Below are 18,101 nucleotides of genomic sequence, written 5' to 3'. Positions count from 1 at the left end.
TGGCCCAGGGCGGCATTGGCGGCTGGTGGCTGCTCGGCGCCGCCGGCGTGTTCAATGCCGCCTATGCGCACAGTAACTACCACGGCCTGCAGGGTGGGCAATGGGCGCTGGGCTACAGCTGGAACAACCGTCGCTTCAACGTCAATCTGCGCAGCGTGCGCAGCCACGGCGACTACCGCGACCTGGGCGCGCTGCAGGGCAACCTGCCACCAAGCATCAGCGAGCAGGCCACGGTCGGCCTGGACCTGCTGCGGCTGGGCACGCTCAGCGCCAGCTATCTGCGCCTGCGCTACCCCGACGGCGACGACAACCGCTATGCCAGCCTGTTCTGGTCGCGCACCTGGAGCCAACGCTGGTCGGCCTACCTGTCGGTGAACCAGAACCTGGACCGCAGCGATGACCGCAGCATCTACCTGTCGATGACTGCCAGCCTGGGCAACAATCGCCAGGCCAGCCTCTCCAGCCAGCGCAACGGCGACAGCCAGAGCTGGGTGGCGGACGTGACCCAGCCGGTGCCCGGCGATGGCAGTGCCGGCGGCGTCGGCTGGCGCGCACAGCTGCGCCACGGCGAGGACGGCAACGGCGGCCTGGCCGAAGTTGGCATCCTCAACGATGTCGGCCGCTATTCATTCGGCGCCTCGCGCCAGGGCGGGCTCAACTATGCCTACGCCAGTGCCAGCGGCAGCCTGGTATGGATGGGCGGGCACGCCTTCGCCACGCGCGAGGTATCCGATGCGTTCGCGGTGATCAGCACCAATGGCGTCGGCGGCGTCCCGGTGCGGCTTGAGAACCGCCTGATCGGTGTCACCGATGATCGCGGCCTGCTGCTGGTCAGTCCGTTGCTGTCCTGGCAGCGCAACCGGGTCTCGATCGACACCCTGGACCTGCCCGAAGACATGCGTGCCGACCGCATCGAGGACTGGGTCACGCCGCGCCAGCGCGCCGGCACCCGCGTGACCTTCCAGCTGCGTTCGCGGTCGTCACTGAGCCTGACCCTGCTGGCGATGGACGGCCAGCCTCTGGAGGTGGGCAGCGAGGTGCAGCTGCCTGACGGTCGCCAGGCCACGGTCGGCTACGACGGCCTGCTCTACCTGGAAGATGTCGCCGCCGGAAGCGTGCTGTACGTCACCACCAGCCATGGCCCGTGCCGGGTGAAGGTACCGGACCTGCCCAAGGTGGTGGCGTCCGGTGCCCGCCCGGAGCCGGCACCGCAGCAGTGCATTCCGGAGGTGGCGCCATGAGGGTGCTGCTGCTCTTCCTGCTGCTGTGGGCCGGCCTGCTGGCAGCGGCGCCGGCCGGCGCCACCGCGGTCTGCACGGCGGTCGCCGATCCGACCCTGCCCTTCGGCAACATCAACAGCAATGCACCCGGCCCGAGCACGGCCAACCTCAACATCACGGTGACCTGCACCACTGCCGCGCTGAGCCTGCTGGCCACCACCGGCGTGCGCGTCTGCGTGGGCATCGGCGCAGGCAGTGGCGGCGGCAGCAGTTCCACGTTCCGCACGATGGCCACCTCTACCAGCGACACGATGAATTTCCAGCTGTACAACAACGCCAGCTTCGGCCAGGTCACTGGCCTGGTCCCGCGCGGCACGCCGCCAGCGCAGGAGCTGACCATGAGCTACAACGTACCGCTGCTGACCGGCGGTAGTGGTGCGCAGACTGTGCAGCTGTTCGGTCAGATTCCGGCCAACCAGGTCCTGGCCTCCGGCGCGTACAGCAGCACTTTCAGCGGTGCCAGCGTGGTGCTGACCTGGGCCTGGAACGAGGTGCTGGCCGGTAGCGCCACCGTCCCCGCCACATGCAACGGCGGCGCCACCGGTACCAACAGCGCGAGCGCGGCCTTCAGTTTCACCGCTACCGCCAACGTGCTGCCGCAATGCGGCAGCTACGTCACCACCAACATGAATTTCGGCAACGTCACCGGCGGCATCCCGGCCAACGTCGACCAGACCGCCACCCTCACCCTGACCTGCCTGAAGAACACCGCCTTCCAGGTCGGCCTGAACAACGGCCGGAACAATCCCGCCGCCACCACCACCCGGCGCATGGCCACCACCATCGGCAACAGCACCTACTACCTGCCCTACGAGCTGTACCGGGATCCGGCACGAAGCCAGCGTTGGGGCAACACCCTGACGGTCGACACGGCCAGCAGCACCGGCACCGGAAGCGCACAGCAGCTGACCATCTACGGCCGGGTACCGCCGGTCACCGGCCAGCCCCCGGCCGGCACCTACAACGACCTGGTGACGGTGACGATCACCTACTGACCTGCGTGCCGACCAACGGTCGGCCCCCACCGGAGCGAAGCCCGTGCCAAGCGCGGGCTCGGCGCTACAGTTGCGGGGCGTCCGGCCGATACCGCGCAGCGAGTCTTTAAGCACGGTGGGTGGCAGGTGGTTCGCGCATTTCTGATCGGGGCGATGCTGGTCGCCAGCACGCCGGCCCGCGCCGAACCGCGCAGCAGCACGCTGCAGATCCGGCTGACCGTGGTCGAATCCTGCAGCGACGATGCCGGCGCTCCCCGTTGCGCGGCGCCACACCAGCGCAGTGACGCCCCCAAGGTGCCGCCCCAGGTCCGCGACCTCGCACCACCGGCGACAGACGACAGCGCAATGCCTTCCGTGACCCTCATCTACTGATGCGCGCGCTGCTGATCCTGCTTGGACTGCTGCTGGCGCAGCCCTCGGCGGCGCTGGAGCTGTTGCCGACCACCCTGCAGCTACCCGCCGAAGGCGGCCGCGCGGAACTGTGGCTGCGCAATCCGGGGCCCGGCCGCTGGCAGGGGCAGGTGCAGGTGCTGGCCTGGGAGCAGCAACTGGACGCCGAACGACTGCAGCCCAGCGACCGGATCCGGGTCAGCCCTGCGCGGCTGGACCTGGCCCCTGGCAGCACCCAGCGCGTCTGGCTGCTGCCAGGCGGTCCGCCAGCATCGGTGGGTGAACAGGCCTATCGGATCGTGCTGGCGCCGGCCTTGCCGGGATTGCCCCGCTACTCGCTGCCGTTGTTCCGCAGCCCAGCGGCGCCAGCGCTGCATGCCCGGCTGCAGGCCCGCGTCGAGGCACTTGGGCCTCAGCCCATGCTGCGACTCAGCAATTCCAGTACGCTGCATGGCCGCCTGCACGATCTGCGATTCATAGCGGCCGACGGCCAATCGTCGCTGCTGGTGGCCGGGCTGGCCGGCTATATCCTCGCAGGCCATGAACGCCGCTGGCCCCTGCCTGCCCGCCCCGATGGCTATGTGGGCGGCCACTTCCGGGCCCGTCTGCAGGACGGCCGCGAGGTCGATCTGGCCGCATCTGACCCTGCAATTGCAGCGGACGCCCCAGCGGGCTATAATCGACCGGATTCCTGCCGCCTGCGTGCGCGGGAGCCCGTCCACACCGGACGTCACCGGTGAATCCACACCTGCTGCCCCCATCCGTGCCGGGGTGCTCCGCGAGGAGTTCGGCCACGGAGGCAACAGGGAAGCCCAACCCCGGAACCGATCGCGCTTCCACGCGTCCCGCATACCTATCCCGCGGGCGGAATCGCTGGTTCCATATCAGGAGTATTGCAATGCCCCAGGTCACCATGCGTCAGATGCTGGAAGCCGGCGTCCACTTCGGCCACCAGACCCGCTACTGGAACCCGAAGATGGCTCCGTACATCTTCGGCGCCCGCGGCAAGATCCACATCATCAACCTGGAAAAGACCGTCCCGCTGTTCAACGATGCGATGAACTTCATCTCGTCGGTTGCCCAGAAGCGCGGCACCGTCCTGTTCCTGGGCACCAAGCGCAGCGCCCGCGAAACCATCAAGGAAGAAGCCGAGCGTTGCGGCATGCCGTTCATGAACCAGCGTTGGCTGGGCGGCACCCTGACCAACTTCCGTACCGTCAAGCAGTCGGTTGCCCGCCTGAAGGAACTGGAAGCCGGTGAAACCGACGGCACCTTCGAGAAGCTGGTCAAGCACGAAGTGCTGGGCCTGCGTCGCGAGCGCGACAAGCTGGAAGCCTCGCTGGGCGGCATCAAGGACATGAACCGTCTGCCGGACGCCATCTTCGTGATCGACATCGGCCACGAAGACATCGCGATCAAGGAAGCCAAGAAGCTGGGCATTCCGGTCATCGCCGTGGTCGACACCAACTACAACCCGGAACTGGTGGACTACGCCATCCCGGGCAACGACGACGCCATCCGCGCTGTGCAGCTGTACGCCCGCGCCGCTGCCGACGCCGTGCTGGAAGGCAAGGCCGCTGCCCCGCACGCCGCTTCGGTGCGCGAGGAAGAGTTCGCTGAAGCCGCTGCTGAAGGCGAAGAGAAGCCGGCCCGCCGCGCTCCGGCCAAGAAGGCTGCCAAGAAGGGCGACGACGCCCAGGCCTGATCCAGGCCCCGGGTGGACGCCCGGCGTCCACCCTCCCTGCACGCAGCCCCTGGCGCGTGACAGGACCGTGTCACACGGGCCGGCCACCATGCCGGCCCAACCCCTTTCTTTCGTGAGGTAATCCCGTGGAAATCACTGCTTCCCTGGTCAAGGAACTGCGCGAGCGCACCGGCGCCGGCATGATGGAATGCAAGAAGGCGCTTACCGAAGCCAACGGCGACATCAACGCCGCTGCTGAAGCCATGCGCAAGTCCGGCGCTGCCAAGGCCGACAAGAAGGCTGACCGCGTGGCCGCCGAAGGCCGTCTGGGCCTGGCCCAGGACGGCGGCAAGGCCGTGCTGGTCGAAGTCAACTCGGAAACCGACTTCGTCGCCAACGATGACAACTTCAAGTCCTTCGTCAACGCCGTCGCTGCCGCTGCCCTGGCATCGGGCGCCACCGACGTCGAAGCCGTGAAGGCCGCCACGCTGGCCGACGGCCGCACCGTTGAAGAAGCCCGCGCCACCGCCGTGCAGACCCTGGGTGAGAACATCCAGATCCGCCGCATGGTCAAGGTCGACACCACCGGCAACATCGGTGCCTACGTCCACACCAACGGCAAGGTTGGCGTGCTGGTCGACCTGATCGGCGGCGACGTCGAGCTGGCCCGTGGCCTGGCGATGCACGTGGCCGCGCTGAAGCCGCCGCACAACAAGGCTGCGGACGTTCCGGCCGAGTTCGTCGAAAAGGAAAAGGAAATCGAGCTGGCCAAGATGACCGAGAAGGACAAGGCCAAGCCGGCCGACATCCTGGAAAAGATCATCAGCGGCAAGATCAACAAGATCGTCAGCGACGTGACCCTGTACGGCCAGACCTACGTGCTGGGCGACACCACCGTCGAGCAGGTGGTCAAGGCCGCTGGCGCGGACGTGGCAGGCTTCAAGCTGCTGATCGTCGGCGAAGGCATCGAAAAGGTGGTGGAAGACTACGCCGCCGAAGTTGCCAAGGCGATGCAGGTCTGATTCCAGCCCTTCGGCTGTGAAACGACCAGAAGGAGCCGCGGGAAACCGCGGCTCTTTTTTTATGCATGGGCCTAGGGATTAACCCATGGCCCATCGGTGGGTGCGCACCGTTGGTGCGCACCGTTGGTGCGCACAACCGGCACCTTTGCGTTGCGCTCGAATCAAGCCGATACTCAGTCGCAGGGAATCCTCAGTCACTTAGCAGGAACGAAAATCGCGGACTGTGATGCGTTCCTAGGTATTCTTGCCCCAATGGAATTGAACGACCCGACATGCCTCCCGAGCTGACAGCTGCCCTGGCGCTCTGCCGCAACCTGCCTTCGCCACCCGGTATTGCCCTGCGCATCATCGAACTGGCTCAGGACCCGGAAGCGGACATCGCCACCGCCGCCGACATCATCGCCATCGACATGGCGCTGAGCGCTCGCATGCTGCGCATCGCCAATTCGCCGCTGTATGCCAGCCGCCGCCGCATCGAGAACCTCGGCCAGGCGCTGACCATGCTGGGCCTGAACGCCACGATCAGCCTCGCCCTCGGCTTCACCGTCACCCAGGGCCTGACCGGCGGTGGCGCCGATCATGACCTGCGCCAGCGCGCGTGGAAGCGCAGCATCCTCAGTGCCCTCGCGGCCAGCCAGCTGGGCCAGGCGCGCGGCCTGCGCCGGCTGGAGGAGCTGATGCTGGCCGGACTGCTGCAGGACCTGGGCGTGCTGTGCCTGACCCAGGCCGAGTCGGAGCGCTACCTGCCGCTGCTGCGCGAAGCACGCGACAACATCGACCTGGTTTCCCTCGAGCGCGAGGCGCTGGGCTGCAGCCACGCCGACGTCGGCGCCTGGGTGGCCGAGCAATGGGGCCTGCCCCGCTACCTGGTGGAGAGCATCAGCCACAGCGAGGACGAGGACGCCGCCGAATCGCCATTCCAGGCCTGCGTGCAACTGTCCGGCGCAGTGGCCGACATCTGGCTGGATAGCGACGCCGATGCCGCGCGCGAGCGCGCCCTGCAGCAGGTGCACGACCGCCTGGAGCTGGACAGCGCGCGCTTCGACCAGGTGCTGGCCCGCATCAGCGAGGCCCTGCCCGACATCGCCAGCCTGTTCGATGCCGGCCTCAATTCTCCGGCGCGGGTGCGCGAGCTGATCGATCATGCGCAGGAACTGGCCACGCTGCGCAACCTGCGCGAACTGCAGGATGCCGACCAGGCACGCCGCCGTGCCGACGAATTCGAGGCGCGCGCCAAGCGCCTGGCCGACCAGGCCCATCGTGATGCATTGACAGGCGTGCTCAACCGCCGCCAGCTGGAAGCGGTGCTGGAGCAGGAATTCCTGCGTGCCGGCCGCCAGGGCTGGCCACTGTCGGTGGCCTTCATCGACCTGGACGACTTCAAGAAGATCAACGACGCCCACGGCCACCTGACCGGCGACGAGGTGCTGCGCGCCTTCGCCGGCAAGCTGCAGGGCCAGTTGCGCAACAGCGACACTGTGGCCCGCTTCGGCGGCGAGGAGTTCGTCGCGCTGCTGCCCAACACCAGCGAAAGCGTGGCCCTGGACGTGATCCGCCGGGTGCTGGCCAACATCGTCGCCACGCCGATGGCCGAGCTGGAGGGTGGTCCGCTGTTCGTCACCTTCTCCGCCGGCGTGGCCACCCAGGGCGGCTACGAGCGCTTCGCCGACGTCCAGGACCTGCTGCGCGCCGCCGACGATGTGCTGTACCGCTCCAAGAACCTGGGCCGCAACCGGGTGATCGCCCGCTCGCCGGGGGCGCTGGGCCATGACGAGCTGTCGGCCACGGCCAGCGCCGAACTGGGCTGAACGGGGCGCCCCGGCAGACCGGGCGAACCACCAGATTCTGCGCCGCAGTGCACAAAACACTTTGGCACAACGCCGCATGCGCGTAGAATCGCCCGCGATTTCCACGCACCCGAGGTCCCCATGTCCAAGCTCGCCTATCGCCGCATCCTTCTGAAACTCTCCGGGGAGGCGCTGATGGGAGACGAGGACTACGGCATCGACCCCAAGATCATCAATCGCCTCGCCCGTGAGGTCATCGAAGCCCAGCAGGCCGGTGCCGAAGTGGCGCTGGTGATCGGAGGTGGCAACATCTTCCGCGGCGCCGGCCTGGCCGCCGGCGGCATGGACCGCGTAACCGGCGACCAGATGGGCATGCTGGCCACCGTCATCAACGCCCTGGCCATGCAGGACGCCCTCGAGAAGCTGGGTGCCAAGGCCCGGGTGATGAGCGCGATCAAGATCAACGACGTGTGCGAGGACTACATCCGCCGCCGCGCCATCCGCCACCTGGAAAAGGGCCGCCTGGTGATCTTCGCTGCCGGCGTCGGCAGCCCGTTCTTCACCACCGACTCCGGCGCCGCACTGCGCGCGATCGAGATCGGCGCCGACCTGCTGCTGAAGGCCACCAAGGTCGATGGCGTGTACGACAAGGACCCGAACAAGCACAGCGATGCGGTCCGCTTCGACAGCCTGAGCTACGACGAAGTGATCCGCCGCGGCCTGGAAGTGATGGACACAGCGGCCTTCGCTCTGGCCCGCGACAGCGACCTGCCGATGCGCGTGTTCGACATGGGCCAGCCGGGCGAACTGCTGAAGATCCTCAACGGCGCGAACATCGGCACCCTGGTCCAGGGCCGCGACCCGGCCTGAGCCTGAGCGCAAAGCGACGACCGGGCCGATTCAGGCCCGGCAGCGTCCCGTATTCGCCTATAATCGCCCGATTCCAGATACATCCAGGACCGGGCGATGCTCAACGACATCAAGAACAACGCGCAGACGCGCATGGCCAAGAGCATTGACGCTCTGAAGCACACCCTCACCTCCATCCGGACCGGCCGTGCCACCCCGGCCCTGCTGGACCGCGTGACGGTCAGCGCCTATGGCAACGCCAGCACCCCGCTGAACCAGGTCGCGTCGATCTCCAACGCCGACGCCCACTCGCTGCTGGTCACCCCGTTCGACAAAGGCATGATCAAGGAGATCGAAAAGGGTCTCTACAACGCCGAGTTCACTCCGAACACGCTGGGCACCGCGATCCGCATCAACATGCCGCCGCCGACCGAAGAGCGCCGCAAGGAGCTGGTCAAGCAGGTGCAGAAGGAAGGGGAAGGCGCCAAGATCGCGATCCGCAACATCCGTCAGGACGCGAACAAGGAAATCGCCAAGCTGGTCAAGGACAAAGCGATCAGCGAAGACGAGAAGAAGCGCGGCGAAGACGACATCCAGAAGCTGACCGACGCCAACATCAAGGACGTCGACAAGGTCGTTGCCGACAAGGAAAAAGAACTGCTGTCGGTCTGAAGTCGATGCCTTCAGTCCCGCCTCCGTTGCCTGCCTCCCTGCCCCGCCACATTGCCATCATCATGGATGGCAATGGGCGTTGGGCACAGCAGCGCCGTCGCCCCCGGGTGATCGGCCACCGTGCCGGCGCGCGCGCGGTCAACCGCACCATCGAGCGCTGCCTTGAACTGGGCATTCCGGCGCTGACCCTGTTCGCCTTCTCCAGCGAGAACTGGGGCCGGCCGCAGGAGGAAGTGGACGCGCTGATGAAGCTGTTCCTCGGTGCACTCGACCGCGAAGTGGACGAGCTGCACCGGCGTGGCGTGCGCGTGCGCTTCATCGGCGAACGCGAGCGCTTCGGCGCCGGGCTGGTCAGCCGCATGCAGCTGGCCGAGCAGCGCACCGCCGACAACACCACCCTGACCCTGTCGATCGCTGCCAGCTACGGTGGCCGCCAGGACATCGCCCGCGCCGCGCGCGCCCTGGCCGTCGAAGTGGCGGCCGGTCGCCTGCTGCCCGAGCAGATCGACGAAGCGCTGCTGGGCAGCCAGGTGGCCCTGGCCGACCTGCCGCCGCCGGACCTGTTCATCCGCACCGGCGGCGACACCCGCATCAGCAACTTCCTGCTGTGGCAGCTCGCCTATACCGAACTGTGGTTCACCGAGGCCCTGTGGCCGGACTTCGACGCCGGGCAGCTGCAGCAGGCGCTCGACGCCTATGCCGGTCGCGAGCGTCGTTTCGGCCTGACCAGCGCCCAGATTGCCGCACTGGCCACCGAGACTTCCAGCCCATGACCAAGACCCGAGTCCTTGCCGCGCTGATCATGGCGCCGCTAGCCATTGCGGCGATCCTGCTGCTGCCCACGCAATGGCTGGCCGCCGCCGCCGCCGCCGTGCTGCTGATCGGCCTGTGGGAATGGCTGAAGCTGGCCGGTATCGAAGACACCCTGGCGCGCACCGTGCTGCTGGTGCTGAACCTGCTGCTGATGGTGCTGCTGGTCTGGGCCGATGGCAGCACCCTGGTCCTGTTCCAGATAACCACGCTGGCCGGCGTTGCCTGGTGGCTGGCCGCGCTGCTCTGGTTGCGCTTCTTCAACTTCGGTGCACAGCCGTCGGCACCCTCGCGGATCCTGAAGATGCTGGCCGGTACCCTGGCCATCGTCCCGGCCTGGGCCGCGCTGGTGCTGATCCATGCCGGCGGCGATCCGCCGGGCCAGCAGGGCCACCTGTGGCTGCTGGCTGCTCTGGCGCTGGTGTGGGCGGCCGACTCGGGCGCCTATTTCGCTGGCCGCCATTTCGGCAAGCACAAGCTGGCGCCGCGGATCAGCCCCAACAAGACCTGGGAAGGCCTGTTCGGCGGCCTGCTGGCCGGTGTCGCCGTGGCCCTCGGCCTGGGCTGGCTGACTGGCATCGATGCCGCACACCTGCCCGGCCTGTTGATCACCGCGGTGGTGGCGGTGTTCGCCTCGGTCCTGGGCGACCTGTTCGAGAGCCTGATCAAGCGCCATGCCGGCGCCAAGGACTCAGGCCACCTGATCCCGGGCCACGGTGGCGTGCTCGACCGGGTCGACGGCGTCCTCGCCGCCGTGCCGGTGTTCGCGCTGGGCAAGGAAATCTTCGGGTTCTGACCATGAATGCTGCTGCAGACCTGCGCCGGGTCGCCGTGTTCGGCGCTACCGGCTCGATCGGCGCCTCCACGCTGGACGTGATCGCCCGCCACCCGCACCGCTACCAGGCCACGGTGCTCGCTGCCGGCCGCCAGGTGCAGGCGCTGCTGGCGCTGTGCCGCCAGCACAGACCCGCGCACGCGGTGATCGCCGACGCATCGCTGTTCGCCGAACTGCGTGACGGCCTGCGCGAGGCCGGCCTTGCCACCGAGGCCCATGCCGGCCAGGCCGCGCTGGACCAGCTGGCCGCCAGCGATGCCTGCGATACCGTGGTCGCGGCCATCGTCGGCGCGGCCGGCCTGTCCTCGACCCTGGCTGCCGCGGCCGCCGGCAAGCGCATCCTGCTGGCCAACAAGGAATCGCTGGTGCTGGCCGGCGAACTGCTGACCCGGACGGCCGAACGTGCCGGTGCCGAAATCATCCCGATCGACAGCGAGCACAGCGCGATCTTCCAGTGCCTGCGCTCGCGCGATGCCAGTGTCGACGGCGCCGGCGTGCGCCGGATCCTGCTGACCGCCTCCGGCGGCCCGTTCCGTGGCCGCAGCCGCGCCGAACTGGCCCAGGTCACCCCGGCCCAGGCCGTTGCCCACCCCAAGTGGTCGATGGGGCCGAAGATCTCGGTCGATTCGGCGACATTGATGAACAAGGGCCTGGAAGTCATCGAGGCCCACCACCTGTTCGGCGTGCCCGGCGAGCGCATCGAGGTGCTGGTGCACCCGCAGAGCCTGGTCCATTCGCTGGTCGAGTTCGTCGATGGCTCGACCCTGGCCCAGATGGGCCTGCCGGACATGCGCACCACTCTCGCCGTCGGCCTGGGCTGGCCGCAGCGCATCGAATCGGGCGTGGCCGGGCTGGACCTGCTGGTCCAGGGCCGCCTGGATTTCGAGGCCCCGGATACTGACGCCTTCCCCTGCCTGGCGCTGGCCTGGCAGGCCATGCAGGCCGGCGGCACCGCACCGGCGGTGCTGAACGCCGCCAATGAAGAGGCGGTTTCAGCGTTTCTTCAGGGCCGGATCGGTTTCCTGACGATCCCGGAGCTGGTTGCTAACGCTCTTTCAACACTGCCGACCCAGCCAGCCGATACACTGGAGATCCTGTTGTCCGCCGACCAGCGGGCACGCCAGCTCACCCTGAACGCCATCGACGCCGCCTGAACGACCGCCTCGCCCAGCATGACGCCGCCGCCCCTGCCCACCACTGTGAGCCTGCATGACTGACTTCATCGGATCGGTCTGGTGGATGATCGTCAGCCTCGGGCTGCTGGTCACCTTTCACGAGTTCGGGCATTACTGGGTCGGGCGCCTGTGCGGGGTCAAGATCCTGCGTTTCTCGGTCGGCTTCGGCCGGCCGCTGTGGTCGCGCCGCGACAGGCACGGCACCGAGTTCGCCATCGCCGCCATCCCGCTGGGCGGTTACGTGAAGTTCCTCGACGAACGCGAGGTCGAAGTCCACCCGCACGAGCGCGGCCAGGCCTTCAACCACAAAACCGTCTGGCAGCGCATCGCGATCGTTGCCGCCGGCCCGATCGCCAATCTGCTGCTGTGCATCCTGCTGCTGTGGGCGATGTTCGTGATTGGCAAGCAGGATTACTCGCCCACCATCGGCCGTGTCAGCGGCATCGCCGCCAGTGCCGGCCTGGCCAGCGGCGACCGCGTGCTGCGCGTGGACGACCGCCAGGTGGTCACCCTCGGCGAGGCCAGCATGGCGCTGACCGCAGCCGCGATGGACCGCCGCGACGTGAAGCTGGAAGTGCTGGATACGGCCGACCAGGTACGCACGCGCACCCTGCCGCTGTCGCAGCTGCCGGCGGGTTTCGATGAGCGGCGGGTGCCGATCCTGGCTGGCCTGCACTGGCAGTCGTGGCTGCAGCCGGCGCAAGTGGAGTCGCTGACTGCGGACTCCGTGGTGGCAGGGCAACTGCAGCCAGGCGACCTGATCGTGGCCATCGATGGCCAGCGCATCGACAGCGTCGACCAGGTGATCGGCGAGATCCAGGCCCTGGGCCGTGCCGGCGGGCCCGGAATGATCGAGGTCCTGCGTGGCGGCGAGCGCCTGGCGCTGGAAGTCACCCCGCGCCAGGGCAAGGACGGCAAGGGCAATCCGGTCTGGCAGATCGGCGTCGGCTTCCCCACCAGCTACAGCCCCGCCTACGACACCCTGCTGCGCTATGGCCCGCTGGATGCGGTGACCGTGGCGGTGCGCGAGACCGGCCGCCTGGCCGCCGACTCGCTGGGCATGATGGGTCGCATCGTGACCGGCAAGGCCTCGCTGCAGAACGTTTCCGGGCCGGTCACCATCGCCCGCGTGGCCAATGTCTCGGCCAAGCGCGGCCTCGACTGGTTCCTGCAGTTCCTTGCCCTGCTGTCGCTCAGCCTGTGCATCATCAACCTGCTGCCGATCCCGATCTTGGACGGCGGCCACCTGCTGTATTACCTTATCGAGTTGGTCAAGGGCAGCCCGCTGAGCGAGCGTGCCATCGCCGCCGGCCAATACATCGGCCTGGCGTTGCTGGCCGGGCTGATGGGGTTGGCGTTCTACAACGACATCCTCGGCCTGGTCCCGCGATGAACTTTTCCACGTTGTTGCCGTCTACAGCGTCGGCATCCCGCACCAATGAAATCGACCTTCCTACCGGACGTGACATGACGCGACTCCCCAATCGCCGCCTGCTGGCCCTCGCCCTCGCCGCCGTCACCGGCGCTCCCGCCCTGGCCCAGGCAGCCGAGCCCTTCACTGTCAGCGACATCCGCGTCGATGGCCTGCAGCGCATCAGCTCGGGCACGGTGTTCACCTACCTGCCGGTGGAACGCGGCGAGACGATCACCGACAACAAGGTCGGCGAGACGATCCGCGCCCTGTACAAGACCGGCTTCTTCGAAGACGTGCAGCTGGACCGCCAGGGCACGATCCTGGTGGTGACCGTCAAGGAACGCCCGGCGATCAACAAGCTGACCGTGACCGGCAACAAGGACATCAAGTCCGACCAGCTGCTCAAGGGCCTGTCCGACATCGGCCTGACCGAGGGCGGCACCTTCGATCGCCTGAGCCTGGACCGCGTGACCCAGGAACTGCGCCGCCAGTACAACGACCGTGGCAAGTACAACGTCGACATCACCCCGACGGTGAGCCCGCTGGACCGCAACCGCGTGGACATCGCCATCGCCATCAAGGAAGGCAAGGCCGCCAAGATCCGCCACGTCAACCTGGTGGGCACCGAGAAGTTCGAGAGCAAGGACATCCTGGAGACCTGGGAGTCCAAGGAGCACAACTGGGCGTCGTGGTACCGCCGTGACGACCAGTACTCCAAGGAAAAGCTGTCCGGTGACCTGGAAAAGCTCAACTCCTGGTACCTGGATCGCGGCTACGTCGATTTCAGCATCGATTCCACCCAGGTCTCGATCAGCCCCGACAAGCGCGACATGTTCCTGACCGCGGGCGTGACCGAGGGTGCGCAGTACAAGATCTCCGAGATCAAGGTCAGCGGCGACACCATCCTCCCGCAGGAGGACGTCGAGCGCATGGTGATCCAGAAGTCCGGCGACACGTTCTCGCGTGCCCTGCTGGAATTCAGCTCGGACACCATCACCAATTCGCTGTCCAACATCGGCTACGCGTTCGCCAAGGTGAACCCGATCCCGACCACCAACCGCGCCGAGCAGACCGTGGCCATCAACATGCAGGTCGTGCCCGGCCCGCGCGTGTCGGTGCGCCGCATCCTGTTCCGCGGCAACACCCGCACGTCCGATGAAGTGATGCGTCGCGAAATGCGCCAGTTCGAGAACAGCTGGTACTCGCAGGCCGCGATCGACCGCTCCAAGATCCGCCTGCAGCGCCTGGGCTACTTCGAATCGGTGGAAGTGGAGACCCCGGCCGTCAGCGGCAGCAACGACCAGGTCGACGTCGTCTACAACGTCAAGGAAACCACCTCGGGCAGCTTCGTGTTCGGCCTGGGTTACTCGCAGTCCTACGGCATGACCACCTCGGTGCAGCTGTCGCAGAACAACTTCCTCGGTGGCGGCAACCGCGTGTCGGTCGAAGCCTCGCGCAGCAGCTACCTGCAGCGCTACGGTTTCAGCTACACCAACCCGTACTTCACCGATGACGGCGTGTCGCTGGGCTACAACCTGTCCTGGCGCGAACTGGATTACTCCGACTTCAACACCGCGCAGTACAACAGCACCAACGGTGCCGCGCAGGTGGTGTTCGGCGTGCCGCTGACCGAGACCGACACCGTCTCGCTGATGTTCGGCATCGACAGCAACCAGATCACCACCTACGAAGGCTCGACCCCGCAGTCGATCATCGACTACATCAACGCCGTCGGTAAGCGCACCTTCCATGCCTGGCGCACCGAGCTGGGCTGGGCGCGCGACTCGCGCAACGACTACTTCATGCCGACCCGCGGTACCTACCAGCGCGTGGGCCTGGAAACCACGCTGCCGGGTTCGACCATCGAGTACTACAAGCTGAACTACCAGATCAGCAAGTACTGGCCGATCATGCCGTCGCTGGTGATCAACACCCGCGCCGAAATCGGCTACGGTGATGCCTACGGCAAGGACTACACCCGTACGCTGACCAATCCGGATGGCACCACCCGCACCGTCACCGCCAGCGGCCTGCCGTTCTTCGAGAACTTCTACGCCGGTGGTACCAACTCGGTACGCGGCTTCGAGGACAACACCCTCGGCCCGCGCGAAGTTACCCGCGGCTACCCAGAAGGCCAGCCGCTGGGTGGCTCGCTGAAGACCGTCGGTTCGGTGGAAGCCTACTTCCCGCGCCTGTTCGACAGCCCGTCGGCGCGCGTGTCGGCCTTCGTCGACTTCGGCAACGTGTATACCGGCGTGGACAACTTCAAGGCCAACGAGCTGCGCGTATCCACCGGTGTGGCCCTGCTGTGGCGCGCCCCGGTCGGCCCGATCTCGATCAGCTACGCCTTCCCGCTGAAGAAGGAAGACGATGACAAGATCGAACGCCTGCAATTCACGTTCGGTGGGCAGTTCTGACGAACCGCGAGGCGGTTCGCCAGAACTGCCCCCGCATTCCACCTATCCCCCGCGCCGCTACGCATGCCATCCATGGCATGCGCCCTTCGGGCCGTTGCATAGCAACGTTGGGAATCGCTCCTGCGATTCCCAGGGGCGCGCCCCCCCTTAACAAAGGGGGCTCTCCACCAGACGGGGTGCGAAGCGCCGGGCTCTGCCCGGCGTTTTCGTTTGGCCTGGATGCCGGAAGCGCCCGCTCTGCTTTTGATCTTTTCTGTTTTTCCGTGGCTGGCACTCGCGCCAGGCCGTCGGAGGTCGGACGGGGTGGGGCTGCGGGGGTGTGAGCCGCATGGATGCGGCGACCAAGGCTACATGGACGTACTTGCGCCGCCCCCCGCAGCCCCGCCCCGTCCGACCCAGCCCATGACACTGGCTCTGCCGGCCGTGAGGGGCCCTGCCGTTGGCTGCATATGCCCCCCCGCATGACCGAAATGGCGTCACACGTTAAACTCCCGCCGTGAATACTCCCACCTACACCGCCCAGCAACTCGCCGAGCAGTTCGGCCTGCAGGTCCATGGCGATCCCGCTACCGCCATCCATGGCGTGGCTACCCTCGCCCATGCCGGTCCTGGCCAGCTGACCTTCCTTGCCAACCCCCGCTATCGCGTCCAGCTGGCCGACAGCCGGGCTTCGCTGGTGGTCCTGCGTGCCGATGACGTCGAGGCCGCCCCCGGCGCCGCGCTCGTCGCCAAGGACCCGTACACCGCATTCGCCAAGATTGCCGCGCTGTTCGACATCGCGCCGACCCGCCCGCCGGGCATCCATCCCAGCGCAGTGATCGATCCCAGCGCCCAGGTCGCCGCCAGCGCCCATATCGGCCCGTTCGTCACGGTCGGTGCGCGCAGCGTCGTCGGTGAGAACTGCATCATCGGCACCGGCAGCGTGATCGGCGAGGACTGCAGCCTGGATACCGGCTGTGAGCTGATCGCCCGCGTGACCCTGGTCACCCGGGTCACGCTGGGCAAGCGCGTGCGCGTGCATCCCGGTGCCGTACTCGGCGCCGATGGCTTCGGCCTGGCGATGGACGCTGGCAAGTGGATCAAGGTGCCGCAGCTCGGCGGTGTCCGCATCGGCGATGATTGCGAGATCGGCGCCAATACCTGTGTTGATCGTGGCGCGCTGGAAGACACCGTCCTTGCCGAGGATGTTCGCCTGGACAACCTGGTGCAGATTGCCCACAACGTGCAGATCGGCGCCCACTCGGCCATTGCCGGCTGCACCGGCATCGCCGGCAGCGCCAAGATCGGCCGTTACTGCCTGCTCGGCGGCCACGTTGGCGTGGTCGGCCACCTCGAGATCTGCGACAAGGTCGTGATCACCGGCAAGTCGGTGGTCCGCAACTCCATCCATGAGCCGGGCGAGTATTCGTCCGGCACCCCATTGACCGACAACCGCACGTGGCGCAAGAACGCCGCGCGCTTCAAGCAGCTGGACGCATTGGCTCGCCGCGTTCTGGCTGCTGGCAAGGAGAAAGAATGAACGATTCGCTGCAGCTTCCGATCGACGTCTGCCAGATCCAGGAACTGCTTCCGCACCGCTACCCGTTCCTGCTGGTGGACCGGGTGCTTGAACTCGACGTCGAGGCCAAGCGGATCCTGGCGCAGAAGAACGTCAGCATCAACGAGCCGTTCTTCCAGGGCCACTTCCCGGGCCGCCCGATCATGCCCGGGGTGCTGATCATCGAAGCGCTGGCGCAGGCTGGCGGCGTCATGACCCAGCTCACGCTCGGCCGCGATGCGCAGTCCAAGCTGTTCTACATGGTCAAGGTGGAAAACGCCCGCTTCAACAAGCAGGTCGTGCCCGGTGACGTGCTGATGCTGGACGTGCAGATGAAGCGCCTGATCCGCAACATGGGCTGGTACTACGGCGAAGCCAAGGTCAACGGCGAAGTCGTCGCGTCGGCCGAGGTCATGTGTGCCGGCGCCAAGGGCTGATCCACTGGAGGCAGCAATGACTGACAACGCACCGCGGATCCACCCCACCGCCGTCATCGACCCGGCCGCACGCCTGGCCGACGATGTCCAGGTGGGCGCCTTCACCCTGATCGGCCCCGATGTTGAAATCGGTGCCGGCACGGTGGTGGGCCCCCATTGCAGCATCCACGGCCCGACCCGGATCGGCCGCGACAACCGCTTCGTCGGCCATGCCGCGATCGGTGGCGAGCCGCAGGACAAGAAGTTCGGCGGCGAGCGTACCGAACTGGTGATCGGCGATCGCAACGTGTTCCGCGAGTTCGTCACGCTCAACCGTGGCACCGGCGGCGGCGGCGGCATCACCACCATCGGCAACGACAACTGGATGCTGGCCTACACGCACGTGGCACACGACTGCCATGTCGGCAACTTCTGCGTGTTCTCCAACAACACCACTCTGGCTGGCCACGTGACCGTGGGCGACTACGTGATCATCAGCGGCTTCGCCGGTGCCCACCAGTTCTGCCGCATCGGCGCGCATGCCTTCCTCGGCATGGGCGCGCTGACCAATGGTGATGTACCGCCGTTCACCATGGTCGGCACCGATTCGCTGGGACGCCCGCGTGGCATCAACAGCGAAGGCCTGAAGCGGCGCGGCTTCGACGCTGACCGCATTTCGGCCATCAAGCGTGCGTACCGCACGCTGTACGTCGCGGGCCTGCCGCTGGCAGAGGCCAAGGTGCAGCTGACCGAACAGGCGCGTGACAGCGACGACGTGAAGGCGATGCTGGACTTCATCGAGCACGCCGAGAGGCCCC

Annotated in this window: 17 protein-coding genes; all 17 read left to right on the top strand. The window is 67.1% G+C overall.

What is annotated here, in order from left to right:
- On the top strand, positions 1–1,241 hold a 1,241-nt coding region (locus N5E02_RS15965; RefSeq protein WP_279946486.1), incomplete at its 5' end, for a fimbria/pilus outer membrane usher protein.
- Positions 1,238–2,275, top strand: a complete 1,038-nt coding sequence (locus tag N5E02_RS15960; RefSeq protein ID WP_065186368.1) for a spore coat U domain-containing protein — start codon at positions 1,238–1,240, stop codon at positions 2,273–2,275. The genes N5E02_RS15965 and N5E02_RS15960, both read left to right, overlap by 4 nt.
- A 153-nt stretch (positions 2,276–2,428) precedes the next feature.
- Positions 2,429–2,647, top strand: a complete 219-nt coding sequence (locus tag N5E02_RS15955; RefSeq protein WP_061480195.1) for a hypothetical protein — start codon at positions 2,429–2,431, stop codon at positions 2,645–2,647.
- Positions 2,647–3,405: a molecular chaperone gene (locus N5E02_RS15950; RefSeq protein WP_231109106.1), complete on the top strand. Its 759-nt coding sequence runs from the start codon at positions 2,647–2,649 to the stop codon at positions 3,403–3,405. Before N5E02_RS15955 ends, N5E02_RS15950 begins: the two co-directional genes overlap by 1 nt.
- Before the next feature lie 158 nt (positions 3,406–3,563).
- Entirely contained in the window at positions 3,564–4,370 is an 807-nt protein-coding gene (gene rpsB / locus N5E02_RS15945; RefSeq protein ID WP_005408748.1) for a 30S ribosomal protein S2, read from the top strand.
- Between the two features lie 125 nt (positions 4,371–4,495).
- Entirely contained in the window at positions 4,496–5,371 is an 876-nt protein-coding gene (gene tsf / locus N5E02_RS15940) for a translation elongation factor Ts (RefSeq protein WP_005415856.1), read from the top strand.
- A 272-nt stretch (positions 5,372–5,643) separates the two neighbouring features.
- On the top strand, positions 5,644–7,179 hold the full coding sequence (locus N5E02_RS15935) for a GGDEF domain-containing protein (protein WP_065186369.1): 1,536 nt from the start codon (positions 5,644–5,646) through the stop codon (positions 7,177–7,179).
- Between the two features lie 120 nt (positions 7,180–7,299).
- Positions 7,300–8,028: a UMP kinase gene (gene pyrH, locus N5E02_RS15930; protein ID WP_005415854.1), complete on the top strand. Its 729-nt coding sequence runs from the start codon at positions 7,300–7,302 to the stop codon at positions 8,026–8,028.
- Positions 8,029–8,124: 96 nt separating this feature from the next.
- Positions 8,125–8,679, top strand: a complete 555-nt coding sequence (frr, locus tag N5E02_RS15925; protein ID WP_005415853.1) for a ribosome recycling factor — start codon at positions 8,125–8,127, stop codon at positions 8,677–8,679.
- Positions 8,680–8,684: 5 nt separating this feature from the next.
- Positions 8,685–9,452: a polyprenyl diphosphate synthase gene (gene uppS / locus N5E02_RS15920; RefSeq protein WP_032954050.1), complete on the top strand. Its 768-nt coding sequence runs from the start codon at positions 8,685–8,687 to the stop codon at positions 9,450–9,452.
- On the top strand, positions 9,449–10,285 hold the full coding sequence (locus N5E02_RS15915) for a phosphatidate cytidylyltransferase (protein ID WP_139726932.1): 837 nt from the start codon (positions 9,449–9,451) through the stop codon (positions 10,283–10,285). Before uppS ends, N5E02_RS15915 begins: the two co-directional genes overlap by 4 nt.
- A 2-nt stretch (positions 10,286–10,287) precedes the next feature.
- Positions 10,288–11,478 (top strand): 1-deoxy-D-xylulose-5-phosphate reductoisomerase, encoded by a 1,191-nt coding sequence (locus N5E02_RS15910; RefSeq protein WP_164229798.1) that lies wholly within the window; start codon positions 10,288–10,290, stop codon positions 11,476–11,478.
- A gap of 55 nt (positions 11,479–11,533) precedes the next feature.
- Positions 11,534–12,892 carry an RIP metalloprotease RseP gene (gene rseP / locus N5E02_RS15905; RefSeq protein WP_061480177.1) on the top strand — a complete coding sequence of 453 codons (1,359 nt, stop codon included), beginning with the start codon at positions 11,534–11,536 and terminating at the stop codon, positions 12,890–12,892.
- 74 nt (positions 12,893–12,966) lie between these two features.
- Positions 12,967–15,330: an outer membrane protein assembly factor BamA gene (gene bamA / locus N5E02_RS15900; protein ID WP_065177435.1), complete on the top strand. Its 2,364-nt coding sequence runs from the start codon at positions 12,967–12,969 to the stop codon at positions 15,328–15,330.
- Positions 15,331–15,826: 496 nt separating this feature from the next.
- Positions 15,827–16,849 carry a UDP-3-O-(3-hydroxymyristoyl)glucosamine N-acyltransferase gene (lpxD, locus tag N5E02_RS15895; protein ID WP_065186372.1) on the top strand — a complete coding sequence of 341 codons (1,023 nt, stop codon included), beginning with the start codon at positions 15,827–15,829 and terminating at the stop codon, positions 16,847–16,849.
- Positions 16,846–17,304 (top strand): 3-hydroxyacyl-ACP dehydratase FabZ, encoded by a 459-nt coding sequence (gene fabZ / locus N5E02_RS15890; protein WP_005415845.1) that lies wholly within the window; start codon positions 16,846–16,848, stop codon positions 17,302–17,304. The genes lpxD and fabZ overlap by 4 nt, the downstream gene beginning before the upstream one ends.
- 16 nt (positions 17,305–17,320) lie before the next feature.
- Positions 17,321–18,101: acyl-ACP--UDP-N-acetylglucosamine O-acyltransferase (gene lpxA, locus N5E02_RS15885; RefSeq protein ID WP_279946485.1), on the top strand; the 781-nt coding region annotated here is incomplete at its 3' end.

The organism is Stenotrophomonas sp. GD03777 (assembly GCF_029842485.1).
GTDB classification, from domain to species: Bacteria; Pseudomonadota; Gammaproteobacteria; order Xanthomonadales; family Xanthomonadaceae; genus Stenotrophomonas; species Stenotrophomonas sepilia.
This window is presented reverse-complemented; position numbering and strand designations above follow the sequence as displayed.

What these genes read in the sequence shown, in the direction of transcription:
- N5E02_RS15960 (WP_065186368.1), top strand. Translation starts at nt 1,238, where the DNA reads ATGAGGGTGCTGCTGCTCTTCCTGCTGCTGTGGGCCGGCCTGCTGGCA.
- N5E02_RS15910 (WP_164229798.1), top strand. Translation starts at nt 10,288, where the DNA reads ATGAATGCTGCTGCAGACCTGCGCCGGGTCGCCGTGTTCGGCGCTACC.
- fabZ (WP_005415845.1), top strand. Translation starts at nt 16,846, where the DNA reads ATGAACGATTCGCTGCAGCTTCCGATCGACGTCTGCCAGATCCAGGAA.
- frr (WP_005415853.1), top strand. Translation starts at nt 8,125, where the DNA reads ATGCTCAACGACATCAAGAACAACGCGCAGACGCGCATGGCCAAGAGC.
- uppS (WP_032954050.1), top strand. Translation starts at nt 8,685, where the DNA reads ATGCCTTCAGTCCCGCCTCCGTTGCCTGCCTCCCTGCCCCGCCACATT.
- N5E02_RS15915 (WP_139726932.1), top strand. Translation starts at nt 9,449, where the DNA reads ATGACCAAGACCCGAGTCCTTGCCGCGCTGATCATGGCGCCGCTAGCC.
- N5E02_RS15950 (WP_231109106.1), top strand. Translation starts at nt 2,647, where the DNA reads ATGCGCGCGCTGCTGATCCTGCTTGGACTGCTGCTGGCGCAGCCCTCG.
- bamA (WP_065177435.1), top strand. Translation starts at nt 12,967, where the DNA reads ATGACGCGACTCCCCAATCGCCGCCTGCTGGCCCTCGCCCTCGCCGCC.
- rpsB (WP_005408748.1), top strand. Translation starts at nt 3,564, where the DNA reads ATGCCCCAGGTCACCATGCGTCAGATGCTGGAAGCCGGCGTCCACTTC.
- rseP (WP_061480177.1), top strand. Translation starts at nt 11,534, where the DNA reads ATGACTGACTTCATCGGATCGGTCTGGTGGATGATCGTCAGCCTCGGG.
- N5E02_RS15955 (WP_061480195.1), top strand. Translation starts at nt 2,429, where the DNA reads ATGCTGGTCGCCAGCACGCCGGCCCGCGCCGAACCGCGCAGCAGCACG.
- N5E02_RS15935 (WP_065186369.1), top strand. Translation starts at nt 5,644, where the DNA reads ATGCCTCCCGAGCTGACAGCTGCCCTGGCGCTCTGCCGCAACCTGCCT.
- pyrH (WP_005415854.1), top strand. Translation starts at nt 7,300, where the DNA reads ATGTCCAAGCTCGCCTATCGCCGCATCCTTCTGAAACTCTCCGGGGAG.